The 25,545-nt window shown below is 57.9% G+C and carries 9 protein-coding genes; 4 read left to right on the top strand and 5 right to left on the bottom strand.

The features are described from left to right. Nucleotides 1-483: 483 nt before the first annotated feature. Both J3U88_RS25665 and J3U88_RS25660 read left to right on the top strand, forming a co-directional pair. Entirely contained in the window at nt 484-2,499 is a 2,016-nt protein-coding gene (locus J3U88_RS25665) for a methyl-accepting chemotaxis protein (protein ID WP_207861865.1), read from the top strand. Between the two features lie 773 nt (nt 2,500-3,272). Continuing rightward, the gene (locus J3U88_RS25660) at nt 3,273-6,584 is read left to right on the top strand and encodes a S41 family peptidase (protein ID WP_207861864.1); all 3,312 of its coding nucleotides are present in this window, start codon (nt 3,273-3,275) and stop codon (nt 6,582-6,584) included. Between the two features lie 310 nt (nt 6,585-6,894). Here the strand turns inward: J3U88_RS25660 and J3U88_RS25655 are convergent, their stop codons facing one another. The 3 genes from J3U88_RS25655 to J3U88_RS25645 all read right to left on the bottom strand — a co-directional run bounded on the left by J3U88_RS25655 (nt 6,895) and on the right by J3U88_RS25645 (nt 11,271). Beyond that, a complete protein-coding gene (locus J3U88_RS25655; protein ID WP_207861863.1) occupies nt 6,895-7,326 on the bottom strand; it encodes a type III secretion system chaperone in 432 nt (143 codons plus the stop codon). 179 nt (nt 7,327-7,505) lie between these two features. After that, on the bottom strand, nt 7,506-8,336 hold the full coding sequence (locus J3U88_RS25650; protein WP_207861862.1) for a DUF4846 domain-containing protein: 831 nt from the start codon (nt 8,334-8,336) through the stop codon (nt 7,506-7,508). Nucleotides 8,337-8,514: 178 nt separating this feature from the next. Beyond that, nucleotides 8,515-11,271 (bottom strand): insulinase family protein, encoded by a 2,757-nt coding sequence (locus J3U88_RS25645; protein WP_207861861.1) that lies wholly within the window; start codon nt 11,269-11,271, stop codon nt 8,515-8,517. 549 nt (nt 11,272-11,820) lie between these two features. On the opposite strand from J3U88_RS25645, the gene J3U88_RS25635 reads away from it, so the two are divergent. Then, nucleotides 11,821-13,533 carry an SUMF1/EgtB/PvdO family nonheme iron enzyme gene (locus J3U88_RS25635; RefSeq protein WP_243436153.1) on the top strand — a complete coding sequence of 571 codons (1,713 nt, stop codon included), beginning with the start codon at nt 11,821-11,823 and terminating at the stop codon, nt 13,531-13,533. Nucleotides 13,534-14,069: 536 nt separating this feature from the next. On the opposite strand, the gene J3U88_RS25630 is transcribed toward J3U88_RS25635, so the two are convergent. After that, the gene (locus J3U88_RS25630; protein WP_279382613.1) at nt 14,070-15,803 is read right to left on the bottom strand and encodes an ABC transporter ATP-binding protein; all 1,734 of its coding nucleotides are present in this window, start codon (nt 15,801-15,803) and stop codon (nt 14,070-14,072) included. 855 nt (nt 15,804-16,658) lie between these two features. Between J3U88_RS25630 and J3U88_RS25625 the strand changes: the two genes are divergently transcribed. Further along, nucleotides 16,659-18,593: a tetratricopeptide repeat protein gene (locus tag J3U88_RS25625; protein WP_207861857.1), complete on the top strand. Its 1,935-nt coding sequence runs from the start codon at nt 16,659-16,661 to the stop codon at nt 18,591-18,593. Between the two features lie 276 nt (nt 18,594-18,869). Here the strand turns inward: J3U88_RS25625 and J3U88_RS25620 are convergent, their stop codons facing one another. Beyond that, complete coding sequence (locus tag J3U88_RS25620) at nt 18,870-25,421, bottom strand: type I polyketide synthase (RefSeq protein WP_207861856.1); 6,552 nt, start codon at nt 25,419-25,421, stop codon at nt 18,870-18,872. Between the last annotated feature and the right edge of the window lie 124 nt (nt 25,422-25,545).

Genomic DNA, 25,545 nt, shown 5'->3' with positions numbered 1-25,545 from the left:
GAAAAAATGCCCCCGCTGAACGCGGCCGCTTCATCGGCCGCTAGGCCGGGGTATGCCTGGCTCTAACAAAAACGGTGGAACCTGAGATTTCCCCTTGCACTCAAACCCACAACACACTATCTGGGCTGCAACGGCCTGTAAAAATGCTCGCCGCACCCGGCGGGTGCGGTCGGGCGCGACCCCGGTCCGCTTTTTTCGAGCCATTTCGCTCCAGATCTTTAGCGAAAATCCCTCATGCTTATCGCGCCTCTTAGGTTAAAGAAAAATCGGAGACGGTTCGAGAAGGGTAGTAGCTCCCCATCCGAAAATGACGCCGCCTCGCCCCGAAAAGGCTTCACTGGTCTCCCTCGCGGAGCTCGGCATTGGGTTGACCACGAGGATTGCGCGTCGTTTTGTCCCTCTTTTCCTGATTCAATTTGTCCCACACCGCGATTGGGACCGGCGGGTGTTCTGGATTCACACCGTGCCGAAAGGAAGGTTTTTATGTCGTCCGATGTTGGCTCCCAAGTACAAGATGCCGCCGCGTTTCGCCCCGTGGGCCGCCCGCTGTGGCTTGCCTTGGTCGCCGGGGTAATTTTGTCCGCCGCCGCCGCCGGGATGAGCTTTTGGCAAACCCAGCAAGCAAATGCAGCGCGTGATCAGCTCGCCGCGGACCAGGCCGCCCACCTTAAACTCGCTACCTTGAGCAAGCACCTCACCGAGCTAAAAGCCGCCTGGACCTTATTTTTATTGACGGGGGATGAAACCCACCTCAACCAAGGGCGGGAAGCTTTTACGGCCTTGCAGCAGGGGAGCCGCGCTTTGAGCGATCTCGGTTTTGCGGAGGAGCCTGTCCAAAAATTAAATGGCGAGGTGGCCGCGATGGACACCTCGCTGACCGAACTCCAGCAGCGCCGGGCGCAGCAACAAGCCATGGTTAAAGATACCTTGCTGCCCGCCGTGGGGCCGATCAGCGCCGACCTTGCCGATATTCGCCAAGCATCCGCCGGCGCCGGTCGCACCGAGGTCGTCGCTTTGATTGACGCCTTGTTGCCGCAATGGCAGGCCGTGGCCGACGGGGTTGCTTCGCCCGCCGTGGTTGCGGCGCCCTTGGATCAGCACCCGCTTCAGTTGGACTGGGCGGCCTTAACCGCTCAGTTCCAAGCAATTGCCGGGCAGATGCGCAGTGCCGCCTATCGGCAGAAAGGTGCCGATATGGTGGGGCGGGTCGAAGGCTTGGCAACGGCCGCCACCGGTTATTTAGAGGGGCACGGTCAATTTCATACCCTATACCAAGCGGCGGTTAGCGACGGGCCTGAACAGCTTGCCGCGGCCATCGCCAACCTGGCCAAAACACGCTCGGCCGCCGGCCAAACCGCCGCCCCCCCGGCCGCCATCATCATTGCCGTCCTGCTTGTCGTTGCCTGGCTGGGGGCGTTTCTCGCTGTTCGCGGTTTCCTCGCCCAAATCAACGGCGGGCTCAACACCCTTTCCGACAGGGAGATTCGCCTTGCCGAGGGTGATCGCGATTTGGAACCGTCCACCCTTGGTTCCGGTGATACTTTGACCCGCGCCGGGTTGGCTCAGCAGGCCTTGGCCGAACATTTGGCCGCCGAAGAGGAACAGCTTCAAGCGCGGCATACCGCCGAATTGGAAGCGGCTGTCGCGGCGCAACAGGCGCAAGCGCGGGAGCAGGGGCTTGCCGCCGAGAAGCAGCAGGAGCTTGAGGCCTATCGCGAACAGGCCGCCCGTTGGTCCGAACTTTTGTCCACCGTGGTTGCGCTGATGCAAAACGCCGCCCGCAATGCCTCGGAGTTGACCCTTGATATGGCTTCCGTGACCCAACAAACCGGCGAGACGACCGGCTTAGCGGGCGACGGCATTTCGGTCGTGGCCGAAAATACCCGGCACGTGTTCGAACTCCTCAGTTCCGTCTCCGAGCGGACCGACGCCGCCGCCCAGGTCGCGCAGACATCCGGGCAAAATGCCGACGCCGTTGAGGGATTGATCGAAGATCTCAGCGATTCAGCCCTGGGTATCGACAGTGTCATCGAACTCATTGAAAAAATCGTCGGCGCTACCCGACTTCTTTCGCTAAACGCCTCGATTGAAGCCGCCCGTTCCGGTGAAGCCGGTCGCGGGTTCGCCGTCATCGCCGCTGAAATTAAATCGCTGTCGGATCAAACCGCCGAGGCGACCGAGGAGATTCGCGACAAGATCAACCGTATTAAAGACTGTACCCGAACCGTTACCGACGCCGTCGGCGGTATTACCCGCGTCATTCACGAATTGGATGAGATCATCGGTACCATTTCCGGTTCGGTGGAATCCCAACGCAATGGGTTAAACGCCATTTCGGAAGCGGCGGTTACCGCCGACGACAGCATCCAGTCCTCCTCGGCTTCGCTGGCCGGGTTAAACGATACCGTTTCCGGTTTGCAGAAGGCGGTGGTCGGCCTGCAGAAGTCGGCGGATGAGATTGCAGAAACCGCGACCCAAGGGAGTCTTGCTATTCGGTGATTCTTTGCTTATGTCACTTGTGACATAAGTACAAAAGTAAGAAAGTACAAAAATATGTTTGACCAAAAATTATTTGATGTTATCATGGCGTTGTCTTGAGGACAACACGGGGTCGGGTGGATCCCTGAAAACCGCCCGACCCTTATTTTTTTTGCTCTTTTTGGAGAGGACGCCCTTGAACAGTTTCTAAGTTTTTGTTGCTGATACCTTTCTATTATTTAGCTAACCACTTGTTACGTTTATAGTTTGTGCCGTATTTTAAAACCTTAAGAGGCGCGAGTTGTCACGCTTCTTAGGTAAAAAAAGCCGCATCTTGGTTTTTCGTTTGCGATCCGCCTCGGCAGTGCAGCCTTTCGTCGGCCGTATAACCCGATGAATTCCCCATGTGCTGTCCTGCCGAGGCCGGATACCCCCTACCTCGTCCTGCCGGACCCAATGCACATCACCCGATTTTGTGGCTGTTTCCTCATTACCATCGATTGAGGACCCATCGTATTTTCTTGAACCATCTTTTGTTTGATCCCTCCAGCGCGCGCTTTACGCGTGTGTTGCGAGGGATCTTTTTTTGTTTACACCTCTGTCTTGCCTTTTTTATCGGCTTCAGTGGTATCTTGGGCCTATGTCTTGACAAGAACGTGGCTTGTTGCCGTTTCGTCGATGCTCGGTGTCGACGGGTGTTCCCGTGGTAGCGCGGCGTTCCAGACAGAAAAAGATCATCATATTCGAAGAACCAAGGAAAACCGGCCGGGTGGGTCGGTTCGGGAGGGGCTCATTTGCGTTTGATAGGCTGTATTTTGTGTGCCTTGTTGCATGTCGCGGCATTTGCAGGCGAGGGGGATGCGCGTTTGCTGCGATTCCCCGATATTCACCAGGATCAAATTGTATTCGTCGCCGGGGGCGACCTACATCTCGTTTCCGCCCAGGGCGGCGTCGCCAAACGACTCACGTCGCATCCGGGCCGTGAACTGTTTCCCAAATTTTCACCGGACGGCAAATGGATTGCCTTCTCCGCCGAATACAACGGAACCCGTCAGGTGTACGTGATGTCGGCCGAGGGCGGCGCACCGCGCCAGCTTACCTATTACAATGATGTCGGCCCCATGCCGCCCCGAGGCGGCTTTGATTACCAAGTGATGGATTGGAGCCCCGACGGCAAGCATATCTTGTTTCGTGGCAACCGCTTACCCTGGGGCCCCCGCATGGGCCGTTTCTACACCATTCCCGTCGAAGGCGGCATGGAACAACCCCTGGCGATTCCCGAAAGTGGCGGTGGTATGTACGCGCCCGACGGGAAATCCATTGTTTACACGCCCATTTCCCGCGAATGGCGGACCTGGAAACGGACCCGCGGCGGTCGTGCCCAGGACGTTTGGACCTACAACCTGGAAAACAATACGTCCAAACGCTTGACGACCCACATCATGACCGACAACCAACCCATGTGGGTTGGCGATCAGATCTATTTCACCTCCGACCGCAACTTCACGCTGAACCTGTTCCGCGTCAGCCCCGAGGGCTCCGAGCCCGTTCAGGTAACCCAGCACGATACCTGGGATGCTTTGTGGCCCAGCGCCGGCCCCGAACAGATTGTTTACGAAAACGGCGGCTATCTGCGTGTATACCATCCCGCCAAAAACGAAGATCGTCAGGTGAGCATCCAACTCGTGGGCGATTTTCCCCACACCATGGCCTATCGCAAAAACGTCCGTGACTTCATCGACGGCTTCGACATTTCCCCGTCCGGCAAACGTCTGGCGATTACCGCGCGCGGTGATTTGTTCAGCGTACCCGCCAAGGACGGCCCCGTCCGCACCTTGATGACCGGCTCAAAAACCCGTCAGCGCAATCCCATCTGGTCGCCTGACGGCAAATGGGTGGCCTACCTCAGCGATGAAACCGGCGAATACCAATTGCACGTGGTGGCACAGGATGGCGGCGAGCCGCGTCAAATCACCCGTGACTTCAAAATGTGGCCGCTACAGCCCGAATGGTCGCCCGACAGCAAAACCATCGCCATTGCCACCAAGGACCGAAAGTTGTACCTGGTTGATGTGGCGAGCGGCGATTTAACCGAAGTTCACAAAGGTGTTTACGGAGATGTGAACGACTTCTCTTGGTCGCCTGACAGCCGTTGGCTGGCCTACACCCGTACCGCCGACAACCAATTCAGCGTGATTTGGGTTTATGACCTGGCCGGCAAAAAACACCACCAACTGACCAGTCACTACATCAGCAACTTCAACCCTGTCTTTTCGCCGGACGGCAAGTACCTTTATTTCCTGTCCAACCGCGATTACAACCTGAGTTTCTCGGGTTATGAATTCAATTACCAATACACCAATCCGACCCGCATCTACGCCGCGACCTTAAACGCCGATGTGGATCGTCCCTTTGCGCCGAAGATTGACGAGGTCGCGATAGCCGCCGACAAACCGGAAGCTGAGGCCGAACCCAAAGAAGATAAAAAAGGCAAAGGCAAGAAAGGTAAAAAAGACAAAAAAGACAAAAAAGACAAGAACGACGAGGACAAAAAAGAAAAAGCCGACGACGATGCAATCGTGCTGACCGTCGATGGTTTTGAAGATCGCGTGTTTGTTTTACCCATGAGCTCGGGTCGGTATCTCGGCCTGTCCGCGGTGAAAGGCGGCGTGCTTTATGTTCAGTTAAACGACAACGGTCCCGCCGCGTTGAAGCATTTCGACATGAAAAGCGAAAAGGACAAAACCGTGCTCAAGCGGGTTAACGGCTACCGTTTGTCCGCCAAAGGAACCCACATCCTGTACCGTTCCGGCCGCAACATCGGTGTGGTTGAAGCCAAGCCCGACCAGAAACCCAAGCACCTGAAATTGAACGAGCTTGAGGTTAAAATCAACCCTCGTGAAGAATGGACGCAGATCTACCACGACGCCTACTTGCTGATGCGTGACTTCTTCTACGATCCCAACATGCACGGTTACGATTGGGACGCCTTGACTGAACGTTATCGGCCCTTGGTGAACCATGTTCGTACCCGCCACGAGTTGGATTACATCCTTGGCGAACTGGGCGGCGAATTAAACGCCGGCCACTACTATGTAAACTCCGGCGACAATGCCGGCGTGGATCGCGATGCGAGCGGTTTGCTCGGCATTGAAGTGACCGCCCACGCGTCCGGGTTTTACCAAATCAGTGAAATCCTGCCCGGTGAGAACTGGCACCCAACCTTCCGTTCGCCCCTGCGCGATGTCGGTGTTTCCATTCCGGTGGGCTCCTTCATTCTGGCCGTCGACGGCGTGTCCGTTACCACCAAGGACAATTTCTATATGCCGCTGGAAGGCAAAGGCAACCAGGTGGTTAGCCTGTTGGTAAACGACAAGCCCAGCCGTGAAGGCGCCCGTGACGTGCTGGTTCGCACGGTGACTTCCGAAACCAATCTGCGTTACTTGAAATGGGTTCGCGAACGCGCCGCCATGGTCGACAAGCTGAGTAACGGCCGCGTCGGCTACATCCACTTGCCCAACACCGCTTTCGACGGCAATCGCGAGTTGTTCAAACATTTTTACGCCCAAATCGACAAGGACGCCTTGTTGTTGGACGACCGCTACAACGGCGGTGGTTTCATTCCCGTTTGGATGATTGAGTTGTTGAAGCGACCCGTTTATTCCCACTGGGGCATGCGCGACATCAAAGGGTTCCGCTCGCCGACCTACGCCCATACCGGACCCAAAGCCGTGTTGATCAACCACTACAGCAGCTCCGGCGGCGATGCGTTTCCTTATTACATGCGGCGCCACTTAGGTGCCAAGTTGTTTGGTACCCGCACCTGGGGCGGTCTGATCGGCTTACAGGGCAACCCCGGCTTTGTTGACGGCGGCGGCCTGAGCATTCCTCTGTTCCGTTTCTTTGATGCGGAAACCGGCAACTGGGAAGTTGAAAACGAGGGTGTCGAACCCGACGTTGAAATCTACGACCGCCCGGAACAAATTGCCAAGGGTGAGGATCCTACCCTGGAAGCGGGTGTCGCCCACCTCCTCGAAGAACTCAAAAAGAACCCGCCCAAGGAACTGAAGATGCCGCCGGCGCCTAACGAAAACAAACGTAACTAAAACGTTTCAACGGACATTCAAAGGGTCGAATCCATTACAGGGTTCGGCCCTTTTTGGTTGGGGTCCTCGATGGGTCAGGTCGTATGCAGGGATCGCTTGAGCGCCACATTTTTTCGTTAGGACAGTCCCATGAAAGCAGCGGCATATTTTTTTTTGACGGTGCTTGTTTGTCCGGCCGCTTTGCGAACCGAATGGGCGAAACACCTTCGTCTGTTGGGTGGCGCCGGATTCCGCCGCGGATGATGCGGCGCGCAAACGTGCGAACCAGGGCGAACCTCGGCTGTTTTTTGCCTTGCCCGGGGTGCGCCGGCTATGCAGCGGAGGTTGTTGGGCCGGCTAATTCTTTGTCCAGGTGGCTGTTGATGTCGTGACTCAACTGTTCCAGGTAGGCCACGATGCGATCAAAAATGTCTTTGCTGAGGTTGGAAAGCCGCGGGTTGTAGCACAGCACCAAGGTGCTCGTGGGTTGTTTGACCGCCAGGACGGCGTCGATCCGTTGTAATGCGTGGCGATCAAAGGTAAGAGCCGCGCGGCACAAACGCTCGGGGTGGATCCAAGGGTAGGGATCCAGGTGGACGCGTACCGTGAGCATGTCGACCAAGGGACGGCATTCAAATTCGAAAATCAGGCCTTCTTCCGTGCGCAGGGTGGCCGTGTTGGTGTCTTTGATACGGAGCGGGCAGTGGCGACGCTCACTCAGTTGTTCGAGCCATTCGAAAAGCGTGTTGCGTTGACTTTGCATGGGATTCCTCCTGGGAAAAGACGAGGCCGATCGTCAATTGCGGCCCTGTCGCCAATATGGAGGCGAAATGTGGAGGAAAATAGGGCGCTTGTGATTTTTATACCCGTGGGTGCGAAAAACCTGTGTTACACGGGGTTCGTCTCACACTCGTAGCTGTTTTTGTAAGACGCCAAGCGGCGTTAGCGATTCTCGAAGCGTTTTAGATCGCTGTAGCTAAAGGTCCACTCCGGGGTTTTTAGCGTGCCCTCGGCCGACGCGGGATACCAGCCGTCGCCGCGTTTGAGGTTCTTGAGTACGTGAAAATCCTGGGCCGGCATGTAGCTCTGGCCAAGCAGGAACAGGCGTTCACCCGCGGCATTGGCGACCACATCCAGCACGATCACCGCGTGACCGGGGAAGCCGCCGATAATAAACACATCGCCGGGGAGGATGCGACCTGGGTCGGCTACTTTTTTGAGTTCCTTGGCAAGGGAATAGGAGCCGGCGTAGGTAAACACCGTGTTCAGGTACCGGCGGAAGATCGGGTAGGAGGCGTTGGCGGCGGCCCGAGACGACCAGGACACCTTGTTGCCGTTGATGCGCGGTCTTTGACCCTCGGCCCAATCCGACCAGCGTGCCTTGTCCCCGCTGGTGAAGTTAAACGCGATTTCATTGCGGCGCTGTTGGCTCCAAAGATACTCCGCGCGCAGGCGCATGACCGCATCGGCACATTGCTGCAAGTCGCGTTGGCCCACATCGATGTCCACCACCGCGAGATGGACGTCGTTGGGTTTGCGGCGCCCGTCGAAAAAGCGGACCGGGGGGACGCCGGGCTTGAGGGGTAAGCCGCGTAACCAGCGGGTGGTTTCATCATTAAAGGGTTCGCGGTGGTAGCCTTCCGGCGCGGGGAAACGTTCGGCCAAGGTGCCGCCGTCTGTTTGATGCGGCCAAGCGTAGGCGGTGTCTTGGGCTGAAAGGATCGCAAGCGAAAGCAGTAAGCCGGCGAGGGCAATTCGGTTAAACCCTGTCATGGTGACCTCCTGTAGGGGATTCGTCCGTTGTGCTCCCAAGGTTTGCCGGCTTTACAGCCGGATTCCTTGTGCGCCATGCGGACTGGGACCAACGGCTTCATGCTAGCATGATGCGTGCCCCAACAAAAAAAGCCCGGTCACGAGGACCGAGCTTTCTTAATTGGCAGGGGTTGGGTGATTAGTTGTTGGCTTCTTTTTCTTCGGCCTTGGCGAAATCACCGCCCTTGATGGTGGTCAGGTTGTCCGCTTTAAGGTAGCGCTTCATGACCTGGTTCACGCTTTGGGGTTTCAGGCCGCGTACTTGCTCTTCGAAGGTTTTGTCGAAAGCCAAGGTGCGGTCTTCTTCCAGGTACTGGCTCAGGCGGCCGACCAAGCGGGCGTCGTTGGAGCGGGTCACGATTTGCTGTTGCAGGTAACCGGAAATCGCGGCCGTTAACTCTTCCTCGGAAACGCCTTCTTTCACCATTTTCTCGACTTCCTCGAGGAAGGCTTCTTCGAGTTTGGGCACGTTTTGAGGTGCCGCGATGGCGAAGGTGAACCAACCGGCGTTGCTGTCGAGGTAGTCGACTTGCAACGCGGAACCGACGCCGTAGGACAAGCCCTCTTTTTGACGGATGCGGGTCGCCAGACGGGAGTTCAGGAAACCGCCGCCCATGATGAAGTTACCCATGACCAGCGCGGGGTAGTCGGCAGCTTCTTGTTTGAGGTCGAAGTTGAAACCGGCAACAAATACCGCGTTGGCTTTGTCGGGGGTTTCGAATTTCTTGACCTCGGGTTTTACCGAGCGGTAGTTGTCGGCGAGGCGTTTGTACTTCTTGGGGGATTTCCAAGAGCCGAATTCTTTTTCCAGCAACGCGGTGACCTCGGCTTTGTCGAAGTCGCCGACAACTGCCATTTTACCGTGAGAGGCGCCGACAAACTTTTTGTGGAAGCTCGCCAGGTCCTTGGTGGTGATGGCTTTGTGGGCCGCGATGGTTTCGTCGATGGTGCCAACGTATTCTGGGTGACCTTTTTCGTGGGTGCTGAAGGTGCGCTGCAATTCGCGGAACACGATGGAGCGCGGTTCTTGGCGACCGGACTCGAGGTTGGTCACGTCTTGGTTGGTCAATTCTTCCAATTCGCTTTCGGGGAAAGCGGGGTTCTTGAGAACGTCGGCGACCAATTGAATGGTGGCGGGCAGGTTGGCGCGAACGGTTTGGATCCGTACGTTGATGTTGTTGGCGCCGCCGAACATGGTGACCTCGGCTTTGAGTTCCGCCAATTTACTTTGGATTTCGTTGCGGTTCATGGACTTGCTGCCGCGCATCAGCATGTTGCCCATGGTCGTGGCCAGGGTGCCTTGGTCCTTGAGCGACTTTTCATCGCCGAAGAAGAGGCGCAGGGAGGCGTGAACCGACTCACCGCGGGTTTTCTTGGAGAGCAGGGCCAGTTTCATGCCGTTTTTCAGGCTGGTGCGCTTCAGGTTGGCTTCGATGTTGTCCGGGGTCGGATCAAAAGCTTCACCCATGGCGACCGCTTCTTTGCCCTTGTAGTCTTTCAACATTTCTTCGATGTTGGGGACCTCGGGGATTTCGGCGCGTTCGGGGCTTTCGGTGGGCACGAATTTGGCGATGCTACGGTTGTTGCCGCGCAGGTATTTCTCCGCCGCTGCTTGAACCTGCTCGAGCGTGGTGGCTTCGATGCGGTCGCGGTGCAGGAAGAACAAACGCCAGTCACCCATGCCGATCCACTCGGACATGGTCAGGCCGATGCGCTCGGAAGAGTTCATGGCCAGTTCGATGCCGCGCAGCAATTCGGACTTGGCGGTTTTGAGCTCTTCTTCGGTAATGGGGTTGGCTTTAATGGTTTCCAGTTGATCGATCAAGGTGGAGCGTGCGTCTTCCAGGGACTTATCCTTGGGAACCACCGCGCCGAAGATGCCGATACCGGGCTGGGCCCACTGGAAGTTGAAACCCATGGATTGGGCGGCTTTGCCGCTTTTGACCAGGGCTTTATTCAAACGACCGGTGTCGGGGTCACCCAGGATTTGGGTCAGTACCGCCATGTGCGCCATTTCGGGGTGGGAGCCGGGAGGAATGTGGTAGCCGGCGGCAACCATTTGAATGTCGCCGGTGCGCTCGATGGTGATCTCGCGGGTACCGTCTTGGGTGGGCTCCATCGTGTAGATTTTGGGCAAAACGCGCTCGGGGCGGGGGATGGGGGCGAAGTACTTGGCCACCAGGTCCAGTGCTTTTTTGGTTTCGAATTTACCGGCGACCAACAGAACCGCGTTGTCCGGTTGGTAGTACTTGCGGTAAAAAGCCTGCAAACGGTCGATGGGCACATTCTCGATGTCGGAACGGGCGCCGATGGTGGATTTACCGTAGTTGTGCCACATGTACGCGGCGCTGAGCAAACGTTGCAGGGTGATGCGGAACGGGTTGTTCTCGCCTGATTCGAATTCGTTGCGAACAACGGTCATCTCACTGTCGAGATCTTTTTTGGCGATGAAGGAGTTGACCATGCGGTCCGCTTCCAAATCCAAGGCCCAATCGAGGTTGTCTTCGGTGGCGTTAAAGGTCTCGTAGTAATTGGTGCGGTCGGTCCAGGTGGTGCCGTTGGGGCGTGCGCCGCGTTCGGTGAGTTCCTGGGGGATGTTGGGGTGGCGCGGCGTGCCTTTGAATACAAGGTGCTCCAGCAAGTGCGCCATGCCGGTTTCGCCGTAATTTTCGTGTTTGGAGCCGACCAGGTAGGTCACGTTAACGGTAATGGTTTCTTTGGTGGGGTCCGGGAAAAGCAAAACGCGCAAGCCGTTTTCGAGTTCGTACTCGGTGATCCCCTCAACATTGCGAACTTCGGTAATACCTTTGGGCAGTTGTGCCAGAAGTGGGACCAGGCATAGCATGGCCGCCACCAAAAAACGTCCCAACTTGAGACCGTGATGGAAAGTCTTCACGAAGAGTCCTCCTAATTCTTTGAGCCGTTGCGTTTGGCGCCGTCACCGGAATGTATGGGCAACATCAATCGAAACTGGGCCGGTGAGGGAGGTACCGTTTCCCGTCCAGAACGGAATGCGACCGGCCCGCGGCGATGATCGGCAAGTTGACGGCATCGCAATCGGCGAACGCGGGGTGACGCGTTGCCGGGTGACCGGGCTGGATCGCGGTGTTGGTCGAAACGCAACGAACACTGATTATCTACGCGCAAAGATCGGGTAGGTTGGATCACAATTTGTGAAAATTGCACAAAAAACGGCGGGCCGGTTGATTGAGGAATGATTGAGGCCAAGCGGCGGCGATGCGCTGCCTTCTTCGGGGCGGCCGCGGCGCCTGTTCAACCGCGTTTCTTCACGCATCCATAAAAATAAACCTGGGGACTGCAAATAAGCGGCGTTTTTGGTTTTTTGCCTGCCGGCTGAATTGCCACTTTTCCCTTCATCGCTAACTGTATTTCGTGTAAAGTGGTTAGCGCCCAGTCTCTGATTGCGGTGGGGCATTTTTACCATATGAATCAAAATCTCGATACGGTTCTTGCCTGGATTCTTATCCTGTTGGCGGGAATAGGATATGTCACCTTGGTCAAACCAAAACCCCACGGTCCTCGCCCTAATCAAGTCCCGGACGGCGAGCTCGACCCCGAAGTTCAACGCGACTTTTTCGACTGTGTCGCCCGTGGTGACCGCGAGGCCGTCCAGCGCCACCTCGATGCTAATTTTCCTGTAAATCGAGCTTATCCCACCGGGAAGAAACCCATTCTGCTCGCCGTTGAACGCGGTGATTTGGCCATGGTTCAATTGCTGAGCGAGGCCGGCGCGCACCTTGACGAGGCCGATCATACCGGCTGGACCCCACTGATGTGGGCGGTACGCCGGAGTCGCCAAGCGGTCGCGGCCTGGCTGATTCAGCAAAAAGTACCCCTCAATGAAACCAACGACCAAGGGCAAACCGCCCTTCACCTCGCCGCCGGTTTTTGTCGCGGTGAGATCCTACACTTATTAATAGACGCCGGGGCCGATGTTGGCGTGGTCGATGAGATGGGCCACCAAGCCTTGATGCTCGCCGTTGAGGAATGTGACGGCGACGCCGTCGGTGCGTTGCTCGCCGCCGGCAACGATCCCAAGCTGGAAGACGGCGACGGTCAGACCCCGTTAAGTGTTGCGCTTGCCAAGTTGCCGGGTGATTCCGAGTTGGTCGGCTTGCTCCAGTCGAATAAGGGCGCCCGTGTTCGTCCCGCCTCTAACAAAACCGATTCCGCGCAACTGCCCGCGCGCGCGCGCTCCCTTCCCTTTGGGGCCCTTGCCATGGTGTTTGTCGCCGTTGCCGGGCTTTGGTTTCTTTTTCAAAGTGATCGCCCTGCCGATGCCGCCGCCGATGTCGCCGAACCCGCCGAGGTTTTGATTCCCGCCGGGTTCGCCCACATTCCCGGCGGCCCCTTTCAAATGGGTTGCTCGCCCGACGATCTCTTGTGCAATGAGGACGAAAAACCGCTGCACGAGGTGGCGGTCGATTCCTTTGTGCTGGCCCAGCACGAGGTAACCACCGGCGATTACCGCGCTTTTCTGTTGAGTGGTCACGCTTTGGCCGCGGGTCGGACCATGGCCGAGGATGCCGAGGCGGATCAGCCGGTGACCATGGTTAATTGGTATGATGCCGTTGCCTACTGCAACTGGATGTCCGCGCAAAACGGTTTAGACCCGGTTTACGCCTTCAATGATGATTGGACCGCGATTCCCGCCGTCGGCCCTAATGATTGTGCCGACGATTGCGCGTTGAAATACCCCTTGCGGGTGGACCGCGATGCGAACGGTTACCGTTTGCCGACCGAGGCCGAATGGGAAAAGGCGGCGCGGGGCACGGAGCTGGGGAACATTTACCCGTGGGGTGGTGATCCACCCAACAAGGACAACATGCCCCGTTGCAACTTTGACAGCGATGCGGTGATGCCCGTGGGCAGTTTTGTGTACTACCGCGGCTACGGTGATACCTACGATTTGGCCGGCAATGTTGCCGAGTGGGTTGAGGATTTTTACGCGCCTGAATTCTACAAACGCCAGAAAGACGCCAACCCCTTAAACGACGCCTTCGGCAACGAACGCGTGATTCGCGGCGGGAGCTTTTTGTCCTCGGAAAACGGTGTGCGGGTTTCGGCGCGGGATTTGGCCTATCCCTCGGCCGGCCAAGAGACCATCGGTTTCCGGTTGGCCCGCAACTGGCGTTAGCCCGCATGGCACACCAGAAATGCTGCTTTGGCGTGGAAATAGCTGCGATGAATTAGGTTACATGGTTGCACCGTTGCAAAGCAACGGTGGGATAGCTCCGACTTGGCGCTGCTTCGCCGAAAGGTCGGCCCCGCTGCGTTGGCCCGGGGGCTGAAACCTGTGTCCTCACGGCGAATCCAAAGCCTCGCGACGAAATTTGGCAAGCAATGGGGGCCGGCGCATGGTTCGCAACCCCTCGGGTCATGGAACGATGCGCAACCGGTCGACGCGGCTGCGCCTTTGTCGCGCTCCCAACAGCATTTTTTCTCCTCAAAAGCCTTTCGCAATCAGAAGGTTTTTGAGGAGAAAAAATGCCCTCGCTGAACGCGGCTCATCCCGCGGCCGGTAGGCCGGAGCAAGTTAGAAACTTAAAAAATCCCGTGGGTTACCTAAATCAAAATCGTCCCTGGAGAAGCGGCGTTCCGATCTTCGGGGAAATCGAGCAAAAAAAAAAAGAGCGCCCCGCGGCGCTCTTTTCGATTGCGATCAATTTGGATTTAAGCCGCTTGGCGGCGCGTTTTGAACTGGTGGGCCACCAGTTCGCTGTAGACGGTGTTGCTCTGGTTGAGTTGTTCATGGGACCCGCTGCCAACGATCCGGCCCTGATCAAAAACCACAATTTGGTCCGCGTCTTGGATGGTGGTGAGGCGGTGGGCGACCACCACCGTGGTCCGTGTTTTCATGAGCTCGGCCAGCGCGCTTTGTACCTCGTATTCTGTTTGAGTATCGAGGTGCGAGGTGGCCTCGTCAAGGATGAGGACCGGCGCATCGCGCAAAATGGCGCGGGCGATGGCGAGGCGTTGGCGTTGGCCGCCGGACAATTTGCCGCCTTGTTCGCCGACGTCGCTGTTGAGGCCGTCCGGCATTTCCGCGACCACCCCGTCCAGCTTGGCCGCCTTGAGGGCGCGGAAGAGGTCCTCATCGCTGTGGGGCTGCTCGCAACCCAGTAATAAGTTGTCGCGAATGGACCCGGAGATCATTGGTGCATCTTGGGAGACGTAGGCCGTTTGGCGTCGCCAGGCCGCTGGTTGCGCCTCGGCGAGATCGAGCGAGCCGAGACGGATGCGCCCTTTTTCGGTTTCATAGAAGCCGAGCAGCAGCGAAAGCAGGGTGCTTTTGCCGGAGCCACTGGCGCCAACCAAGGCGGTCACTTCTCCTGGCTGCATGGTCAGGTTGATGTCGTGGAGGACCTTCGTAGGTTCGCCGCCTTCTTCTCGGGCGGGATAAGCGAAGTCCAGGTTTTCAACGGCCAGGGGTTGGGCTTGGGCGTCCACCTGGGTTTCGCCTGAATGGCGTTCTTCCTGCTCTTCAAACATAGCGACCAGGTGCTTGGACGCACCCAAGGCATGTTGGATTTCACTAAAGAAGACGCTGAATTGGGTGATGGGAATGGCGACATGGAACAGGTAGAGGATGAAGGCGACCAAGGTGCCCATTTCCAGGGTGCCGGCGCCGACGCGCGCGCCACCGTAGCCGAGAATCGCAATCAGCGCGCCCATCATCGCGAGGCTGACCATGGGTGCCAAAATTGCTTGAACCGCGGTTTCTTTCACGCCCAGACGGCGTAATTTTTCAATGGAGGTATTGCCGTCTTGGTCGACCCATTCTTCCGCACCGTGTGATTTGACCAGTCGGATTTCGTGGAACAGGTTGGTCAGTCTGCCGCTGAACAGCGCGGTTTCGTTCATGACTTTTTCGCTGATTTTCTGAATCACAAAAGTGACCGGGCCGAGCAGAAGGCCCGCGACTAAAACGCCGCTGAACAACAGCAGGGTCATGCGCCAGTCCAGCATCCATAAAATGGCGACGGCGCCAATCACGGTAAGGAAGCCAACCAGCAGTGAAACAATATGATAGGTGGCGATCTGGTGAAGGGTGGTGGTGTCGTTGACCATGCGGCTGGCCAGCGCCCCCGATTGTTGTTTGTCAAAATAACCGACCGGCAGGCGAACCAGTTTGCCGAGCAAACCGCGTCGCATGTTGGCGACAATCCCATGTCCGGCGGTACCCAGCATAAAGTAGCCGACGGCGCCGGCGACGGCTTCAACCGACATGGCGACAAGGAGCAGGGTGATGGTTGTCGTCGGCAAGGTGCCACTACCGGTCATATCGACAAAATCACGGGTGAGCAAGGGTACTGAAAGGGATACGGTGGCTTCGACCAACATAAGTAAGCCACCAAATATCAAAAGTTTAGGGTTGCTTAAGTGTGCTCGAAGCACGTGAAGCATTGCGCGAAATGCGTCCATCTTTCCCTCCATAGGCAATCGTTTCATCTCACGCTTAGGAATTTAATGCGGGATGACTTGATAGTCAAGTTTTTTGGTGACTTTGTGGTCAGTTTGTTTGACGTGTGGGTTTTTGTTTTTGGTAAGGGGTTGGGAAAGATGGGCTTGGCTTGGTATTTGTTTTTTCTCAGGACAGGGGGATAAGAGGATGCGGATTGATGTGGGTGTCGTTTTCCGCCCTACCTTCGGTCGGGCTCACGGGTTCCCGACCCGGATGAAGCCGTAGTTTCTTGGAATAGGTCTCATAAAATGAAAGTGTTAGCGCATTGATTGGGTGAGTCGTTTTAGTCTGACTCATGGGTCATGAGTCGTGTTATTCCCAACCCATCCAATCGGCGAAATCGGGTAAGGCGGTCTTAACCAACCCGACCGGATGGTTTGCCTCTTCTAACTGATTGCAATTCGGTTTAGCGTCTTTTTGGTTTCTGCTTACGTTGAACCTAAGCGGCTCGAAAGCCTGAGGGATTTTTGCTAAAGATCTGGAGCAATATGGCTTGGAAAGACCGAATAGGTGTCGCGCACGGCCGCGCCCACCGGGTGCATTGCGCATTTTTATAAGGTTTTGCAGCCAAGAGGTTTTGCGAAAATCGCCGCGCGTAATCGCACTTCCTAGGCTGAAGAGCCGAAATGCGCCCAAAGAGACTTGCAAAAGGCCGCCCCCTAACTTCTTGCTCAAGAGCCTCGATCAAAACCTGGTTCACGAAAGGCGCTTTTCCGATTTAATGGTCCCATGCATGTCACCCGATTCAATTGGTTGTTCCCTTCCCTTAAGGAGCGTCAACAAATAGGAGGTTGGGTATGCGGTCGTTCGTCATTCATTTATTGTTCTTGAATTTTATTAACTTGGGAACCCATGGTTGCGCCCCGCCGCCCCCGCCGTTGCCTGGGAGTGAATTTCGCGAAATCATCGTGGATCCCCAATGGCCGGACGAGATCTTGAAGAAGGCAGGGGCGATGGTGATTGTGGAATTTGGCCGAAAAATCACCGGTTTTTATGCGGATCATCCAGTTCATGGGCCTATTGTGGTCTGTGGCAATTTTTCCCAAACCCAGCCGCTCAAAGTTACCTTTTTTCCTCATACCAACCGTGCCGTGTCCCATTCTGCCACCCTTCTGTGGCGAGGAAGTTCCCACGCCTTGGTTAAACCAAGTGCCGTGCCTAAGGGCGTGAACCCAGCCACCATGCCAAATCGCTATCCTTTTGTCGAAAATCAACCCGTTTGGCTTGTGCAATTAATTTGGGATCGTGAGGTCCGAGGCCCGGTATTTCATGTTTTGCCAATGCGGCAAACGCGACCTTTTATTGAAACCGCCGGATATGCCTATCTCACCGAGGTGAAACAGATTCCAACAGAATCGGAGCTCAAGGCTCGCACTTTCCCAGGACCGACAGACCTGGGGGGTGCCTTCTTTGATGAGGGAGGTCGACTGGTCGGCCTTAGTAATGTCCGCGCTCATCCCGACGAAGTGAAGGAAGCGATGAACAATAGAGAACTGGAATATTCCCCACCTTTGGACATGCACCTGTTCATGCTTCGTTTGGAGGGCATGATGTTCGCAGAAGTCGGTCAACCTCGTTTTTGGGATGTGTTTTGGAATGGTTCTGAGCTGGGTGTCAACGTGGCTTTAAATGCCGGCGACCAACCTTCTTCATTAGCGTTGCACTTATTCGACCCCAAGGATATGCCAAGCGACAACGAATTTGGGGCGTCTCAAGTCTGGCCGCTGTTAGGCGAGGCGGTTACCAAAGTAGATCTCAAGGGCAAGGCGGAATTAACCCTAAAAACCCCGCACCACAGCAATGAAAAAATCGGCATCCAGTTGGTGTTTGAAAGCCCTTATCACGGCAGGATTCCACTGAAACCCGACTGCTGGAACCCCTTTATGGTGGATTTCGATCCTGAGGCACTGGATGGACTGCCCGCTGATTTCGACCGACCCGCGGAGCTGGAGGCAATGCTTGGTGTTCGCACCTATTTAGATCGTGCGTTAGCCTTAACCCTCTTGAAGGAACAAGCTGAACACGATCCAATATCCGCGTTTAACTTGGGCGTTTATTATGCGACAGGATTACAAGTTGCCCGTGATCAACAACGTGCGAATCACTGGTTCCAAATAGCTGCCAAGGGTTTATTGGAGGCCGAAGGCCTGCGAGAAAAGGTGGCCCTTGGTTATTTGTATCGCAATGGTATCGTCGTTCCCAAGGATCTCGACCGAGCCCGCGAATTATTCCACGGTGCCGCCCGGGCGGGGTCTGGGCAAGCTTGGTTCAGGCTGGCCCAAATGGCGGGAACCAACGCCCCCGAACGCCAATTGGAATTCTACCGGTGTGCGGCCGATACCGGATACCGGCCGGCCGACATAATGTTGGCCCGGTTAATCCCAAGGCTCGGGATAAATCACCGCAAAACCAGGATTCAACACTTGATCAAAGCTGCGACCCCCAATGTATTTAGCGCTGAAAGTCAGATGGGAGGACGCTTGGTTAGTTCCCTACATCGGCCGCCGCGGTTTGGGATGGATCCCATTCGAAGTGAATTAATATACCTTCCCCTGGAGAACCGGTTTTTGCTAACCGTGAATGACAAGACTGTGTCTTACTATATTGATCGCCGCGATTCTAACATGGTTGATGAGAGCGGGAAGTGGCACTATTTCGAAGATCTTTACGATGTGTTTGATCTCTATTTTGCCCGAGCGGAAGCCGAAATGTTAGCAAAACCGGAGCAATGATGTGGCCTTCGACCTCCGAGAAGGGTCCAGAATGCGGGACAAGCGTGATGTGTATTTTTTAAAGCGAAAGAAGGCGTCATCCTGTGCCAAAAAGTATATGAATCCTTTATTCGGTAAGAAAAGGTTGCCACCCTTAAGCGCCACTCCGTTAACGTGGGTATCGCGACATCAACGGCCGCAACATTGCGGTTACCTATTCTGCAAGTGAAGGAATTGCGACCACTTCTCACCGGTGATGATTTACCGTGCGATTCGCGAGACGATGAATACCTCACCCTACAAGGTGAGTTCATCCCAGTCTTCGTCTTGGTCCTCATCCGGTTGCGCGGATTCCTCGGTCTCCACCAGCGTGGCCAGCGTGCGCGCTTCCTGAATTCGTTCCGCCAACCCGTGGATGGTTCCTGCCTGGAAGAACCAAACCACCGGAATCGACATCGCCAAATCGTGTTCGATGCGGTTCCTCAGTTCCAGCGCGAACAGGGACGATAACCCGTATTCGTTGAGGCCCACATCCGTGGCGATTTGGCCCGCTGGAAAACGCAGCACGTCGCTCAGTTGTTCGATCAAGTAGTGTTCGAGGATGATGAGGCGTTTTTCGCCCGAGGCTGCATCCAGTTGGGCGACCAGGTCCTCCCGTTGTTTGCGTTTGCCTCGCCCCGGTTGATCCAACAGGCAGAACAGCGCCGGCGTCGCGTGGGTGCTGGGCAGCCATGGCGGGATCGGTGTTTTGGTGACCACCAATTGGGTGGTCATTGGTTCCGACATCAATGAAGCGAAAACCGCGGTGCCTTCCTCGGGGCTGATCCCGAATCGGGCCGCCGCGCCGCGCAATTGCTCGGCCGCCAAACCGACCTCCGTCCAACCGCCCCAGTTGATGCTGATCGTGGTGTGGCCGAGACCGCGTCTCAAGGTGGCCAAGGCGTCGAGGAACCCGTTGGCCGCCGCGTAGCCGGCTTGCCCGGGCGTGCCGTTGAAGGCCGCGGTGGAGGAGAAATATAGGGTGAAATCGAGATCGTGGCCCTTGGTGGCTTGGTGCAAATGCCAGGCGCCCGCCGCTTTGGCCGCGGTGACGCGCGTAAATGAATCCGTGCTGGTGTCCCGCCAAGGTATATCCTCGACAATACCCGCCGCGTGAATGATGCCGCGCAGGGGAAAACCCGACTGTTGAATCTGGGTCATGTTTTCGCTGACTTGGTGGTCATCGCCGACATCGACCGCACGAATTTCGAGCTTAACCCCGCGGTCGGCAAGCTCGCGCGCCGCGCTGTCCGATATGTTGCACCGGCGGCTCCATAAGATCAGTCGCCGCGCGCCTTGGTCGGCCAGGTATTTCGCAAACACCCATCCCAGTCCACCGGTACCGCCCGTGATCAGGTAGGCGCCGTCCCCGTGAATCGTGATGCGTGGTTTGGGTGGGATTGCCGCCACGGGTTCCTTGCCCACCGTCAGTGCCAGTTTGCCGACGTGGCGTGCTTGACCCAGCGCGCCCAGCGCCTCGTCCGCGCGACTCAATGGATAAATTTGGGTGGGTTGCGCCCTGAACACGCCGTCACGGATATCGGTACAGACCTGGTCCAGGTTTTTGCTTATCACCGTTGGGCGTTCCACCATCATGCGCGCCAGATCCAGGGCCGTGTAACTCAAATTCCGTTGGAAGGGGAGCAGGCCGAGTCCTTGGTTTTCATAAATGTCCCGTTTCCCGATTTCCACAAAACGCCCATAAGGTGCCAGCAATTCCAAACTGAGGCGCATGGCCTCACCTGGCAGCGCGTTGAGCACCACGTCGACGCCGCGCCCACCGGTTGCTTCCCGGAACATGCTCGCAAAATCGGTGCTCCGGGAGTCCGCGACCGCTGCCGCGCCTTGTTCGCTGAGGTAACGGCGTTTTTCCGGCGTTCCCGCCGTGGCGTAGACGGTGGCGCCCAGCGCCCGCGCCAATTGGAACGCCGCCAAACCCGTGCCACTCGCCGCCGAGTGGATCAGGATGTGGTCTTGCGCGCCAAGGTGGGCGATGTGCCGCAGGGCAACGGTTGCCGTGAGCGGGGCGATGAGCATGGTTGCCGCTTGAACCACATCGAGGGGTTCGGGAATCGGACGCACGAAGGTTTGCGGCACGAGGACCTGTGAACTGAAGGCGGGGTTGGCCAATGCGAACACGGCTTGGCCCACCTGAAACTCGGTCACCCCCGGGCCGACGGCGAGGACGCGGCCCGCGCATTCCGCGCCCAAGCGGATACCGTCCTCCGGCTGATCGGGGCGTTGGCCCATGGCGCTCAGCAGGTCGAGGAAATTCAGACCCGCCGCTTCGACCGCGACGAGGACTTGGTCACCGCTCGCGTGCAAGGGTTCGTGTTTGACCGGGCGAACCGAGGCCAAATCACCGGGATTTAATGCCTCCACCACCAGGCGATCTTGGCGGGGATTGCAGGTTGTGCGCGGCACATCCTCGGGGCGGGGTGGCTCGTGTTGAACCAGGCGTTGGGCCAAACGTTGGTTGTGGCGGTACTTAATTCGGTTCTCGCCGTCGGGGAGCAGCAGCTCGAACACCAGTTGTTCGTGTTCGTGGTCGCGCGAGCGGCGGTCTTCGCCTTCAACCCGCGGCGGGGCCGGCGCCAAATCAATACAACGGGGTTGGAAAACGGGATGTTCCTGATGCAGGACCGCCGCCATGGACCACAGTGGGGCCTGGGCCGGGCAGCCGGTACAGGGCGCGTCGTGGCCGCGGTCCGCGTGGGCGCCTTGGGTGATGAGGGTCAGTGGCAGAAGCGGGAAGTGGTGTCGCTCCCCATGGGTCAACAGGGATTGGGTTAAGGTCAACAGGTAGCGACCCGATAGGGCGAGTGCCTCGTGGAGGCGGTCTGGGTGTCGGCTCAATAAATCCGGGCCGTCAAGGGCCCATAAATACACCATGCCGCGCCACTTACGGCTGCTTAAGGCCTGCTGGAGGCGTTCGAAATCAGCGGGTTCCTCCGGGTTCACCGTCGCGCGTTCCGCCTGCATGGCGAAGGCCGAGCCGCGTGTCACCAGATAACTGTTTTGGCCGTGGTTGGCCAGCGCTTGCGCCAGGCGTTCCGCTTCGCCTGACGCGTCGGCAAACAACAGCCAACTGCCGTCGCCGCCGGCGGTATCGCCGTGGAGGAGGGGTTCGACCGGGGTCCAGTGCAGATTGAACTTGGGTGATGCCTGTTCGTTGTCAAAAGCCGTGGCGCGGAAACGCAGATGGTCAAGCCGGAACAGCGGGGAGCCGTCCTCGTCGTAACCGTGCAGGTGGCCCACCACCTCGCGTTCGGGGCCGTCGCCGGGTTCCATGCGCGCGTGGACCCACAAATCGTCGCGGGGACGTACATCCATTTGGAAGTGATGCAGCGCGTAGGGCAGGTAAAGGGTGTCGCCGGCATCTTGCGGCGGCCTGCAGGCGAGGAGGGTTTGCAGGCAGGCGTCGAGCAGGGCGGGGTGAATGCCGTAACCTGAGTCGCTGTCGCATTCCGCGGGGAGTTGTAGGTGGGCCAACGCCTCGTTCTCACCCACCTGAAGGGACCGTATGCCGCGAAAGCTCGGGCCGTAAAACAACCCGTGTTGTTCCTGTTGTGTGTAGAAGGCTTCAACATCCAAAGACTTGCGGCAACGGGTACGCGGCCCTGCCAAACCGGAGACCGCCGCGGGTGCGTCGGGTGTGCCGAGCGCCCGTTCTGCTTCGACCCAACCCGTCGCGTGCTCGACCCAGCGGTTCTCATCGCGCGGTGAACTGCTCAGTGAAACCGCAACCTGATGGGGCTCGCGCCGTTCCGCGCGAAGTTGCAGCAGGTAGCTTTGCTCGCCGTTGAGGAAAAACGGCTGCCCGAAGGTGAGTTCGGAGATGACCGGGGTTGCCCCGTCAAACATCTGTGCGCCCACTTCACGTACCAATTCCATCATCAATGCTGCCGGGACAATCGCCATGCCCGCGACGCCGTGGTCGTTGAGGAAGCTCGGGTTTTCCAGGCTGATGCGTGTTTGCCACAGGCGGTGGTCGTCGCCGCCCGCCAAACGAATCGAACCTTTGAGCAAGGCGTGGTCGTGCTGTATACCGTCCGTTGCGACCGCACCCGCCGCTTGTTCCGCGGCCGTCGCCTCGATCCAATAGCGGCGGTGATGCCAAGGATAGGCGGGGAGTTGCATCGCCGGGTACCGTTCCGAGAACAGCCGTTCCCAGGGGAGGTCGAGACCCTGGGTGTAAACCACCGCGAGTTGGTCCAGGAAACTGTCGCGGCCGTTTTGTTCCCGTTTCAGGGTGGCGGCGACCGCCGCCGGTGCCTGAATGGGAAACGCCTGGTGGCAGGCCTGAAGGCTGTCGCGCAGGGCGTGTTGTAGGATCGGGTGGGGCGATATTTCGATAAAGTGGGTGAACTGATCGCGATAGCACAGCGCCACGGCGTCGTAAAAGCGAACCGGCTCGCGCAAGTTTCGGCACCAATACCCGGCGTCGAGTTCCTCGCCGTCCACCCGTTCCGCGCTGAGGCTGGAGTAAAGCGGGATGTCGCCGATCCGCGGTTGGATGCCCGCCAATTGATCGCCCAAAGGCGTTAACACCCGTTCTACCTGGATGCTGTGGCTCGCGTAGGTTACGTCGACCAAACGCACGTAACGGCCTTCGCCTTCCCAACGTGCGAGTAATTCCCTAACAGCATCGCCGCGGCCGGCAACCACGCAGCTTCGTGGGCTGTTCACCGCCGCCAAACTCACGTGATCGCCCAAAAGAGCGAGTTGTTCACGGCAGGTTTCGGCGTCGATTTCCACCACGGCCATGCGGCCGTCGCCTGCCAAGTTGGCAACCAACCGACTGCGAACACAAACGATGTGAACCGCATCGTCCAAGCTGAGGCAGCCCGCGACGCAGGCGGCGGTAATTTCGCCCTGGCTGTGGCCGATGACCGCCTCGGGGTTGACGCCGAAGGATTGCCACAGTTTGGCCAAGGCGTAGGAGACCGCGAACAGGGCGGGTTGGACAAAGTCGACCCGGCCCAGGGCTGCCTCGGCGGCCGGACTGTTGAGGGTTGCGAGCAGGGGTTCGTCGCGGTATTGGCGGATGAGACGGTCGCACTGTTCCAGCGCCGCACGAAAAACAGGATAGTCTCGCGCCAAATCGGTCGCCATGCCCGGCCATTGCGAGCCCTGGCCGGGGAACACAAACACGACGCGGTGGGAGGCGTCCCGTTGGGCTTGACCGTGGGCCAGGGCCGGGTGGGACCGTCCCTGCTGAAACGCCTTGAGCGCGTCGCCCGCGCCACGGCGGTCCTTGGCCCGGACCGTCAAGCGGTGATGGTGGTGGTTTCGGCGCAGCGCCGCGTTATAAGCCAAGGCTTGCAAGGGAATTGGGGTTTCGCTTTGTACCAAAAGATCGTGGTAGGCCGCCGCCAAATCGTGAAGCGAACGCTCGCCTCGCGCCGAAAGTGGCAGCAGCACCGGGGTGTCGCTTTCTCTGGCGGGGGGCGTTTGCGGCTTCGGCGGGGCTTGTTCCAATAAAATGTGGGCGTTGGTGCCGCCGATGCCGAAGGAACTGACCCCCGCGCGCCGCGTCCCGCGCATCGGCCAAGGTTGCAGGTGGTCCGCCACAAAAAACGGGCTTTCCTCGAACTGAATCATTGGGTTGAGTTTTTTGAAGTGCAGGGTTGCGGGTATTTGGCCGTGCTCCAGAACCAGCACCGTCTTGATGAAACCCGCGATACCCGCCGCGTTTTCCAAGTGACCGATGTTGCTTTTGAGCGAACCGAGGGCGCAGCGATGATGGTCGCCTTTTTTCGGATAGGCCTGTTTGAGTGCCGCCGCTTCGATGGGATCACCCAGGGCCGTGCCCGTACCGTGGGCCTCGATATAACCCACCGTGTCCGGCTCAATCCCCGCGAGTTCCAGGGTTTCGGCCAGCACCCGTAATTGGCCGATTTCACTCGGGGCCGTATAGCCGACCTTGCGCGCGCCGTCGTTGTTCACCGCCGAGGCCAGGACCACCGCACGAATCGGATCGCCGTCGGCCAGCGCGTCATTCAGGCGTTTTAGCACCACCGCGCCGACCCCGCTCCCGAACAGCGTGCCGCGCGCATCGGCGTCAAAGGGGCGGCAATGGCCGTCGGGCGAAAACAAGCCGCCTTCCTGGTATTGGTAGCCGGCAACGCCCGGCAGCCGGATGGTAACCCCGCCCGCCACCGCCGTATCGCACTCGTGACTGATCAGGCTTTGACAGGCGGCGTGAACCGCGACCAAGGAACTGGAGCAGGCTGTTTGGATGTTGATCGCGGGGCCGCCCAAGTTGAGTTTGTAGGCGACGCGGGTGCACAGGTAATCTTTGTCGTTGCCGATTAGGGTTTCGAAGCCGGCCTCGTCGTAGGTGAAGCGATCCTGGAGATGGTTCATCAAATAATGACTGAGCCCGGAACCGGCAAAAAGACCGGTGGTGTTGTTGTGCTCACCGTCGCGGAAGCCCGCGTTTTCCAGTGCTTCCCAGACGACCTCGAGAAACAAACGTTGTTGGGGATCGAGCAGTTCCGCCTCGCGCGGGGTATAGCCGAAAAAACCCGCGTCAAATGCCGCGACCTCGTCGAGCATCGGCGCGGCTTTCACGTAATGGCGGTGCTGTACTTGTTCTTTTGAAATACCGTTTTGAAGGAGTTCTTCTTCACTGAAAAAACGGACGCCTTCGATCCCGTCGCGCAGATTGCGCCACAGTTCGTCGCAGTTACCCGCGCCGGGGAATCGGCCCGCCATGCCGACCACCGCGATACGGTCACCTGAATCTTCCTCGGTTTCCCACGTTTGTTGCTCGTCTCGCCAGTCCTGTTGCGCCATGGAACTCATTCCTCCCCCAAACCCTTCTTCGGTTGCAGGTGTATGGCCGCGCCTGATTCGCCGAACGCAAGCGGCGCCCGCGTGACGCTCATTTTTGTTCGCGGAAACCGCGAGCCATGAGCTGAAGGCGCCG

It is taken from the genome of Acanthopleuribacter pedis (assembly GCF_017377855.1).
GTDB classification, from domain to species: domain Bacteria; phylum Acidobacteriota; class Holophagae; order Acanthopleuribacterales; family Acanthopleuribacteraceae; genus Acanthopleuribacter; species Acanthopleuribacter pedis.
The sequence above is the reverse complement of the archived record's forward strand: the minus strand, read 5'-3'. Positions and strand labels throughout refer to the sequence as shown.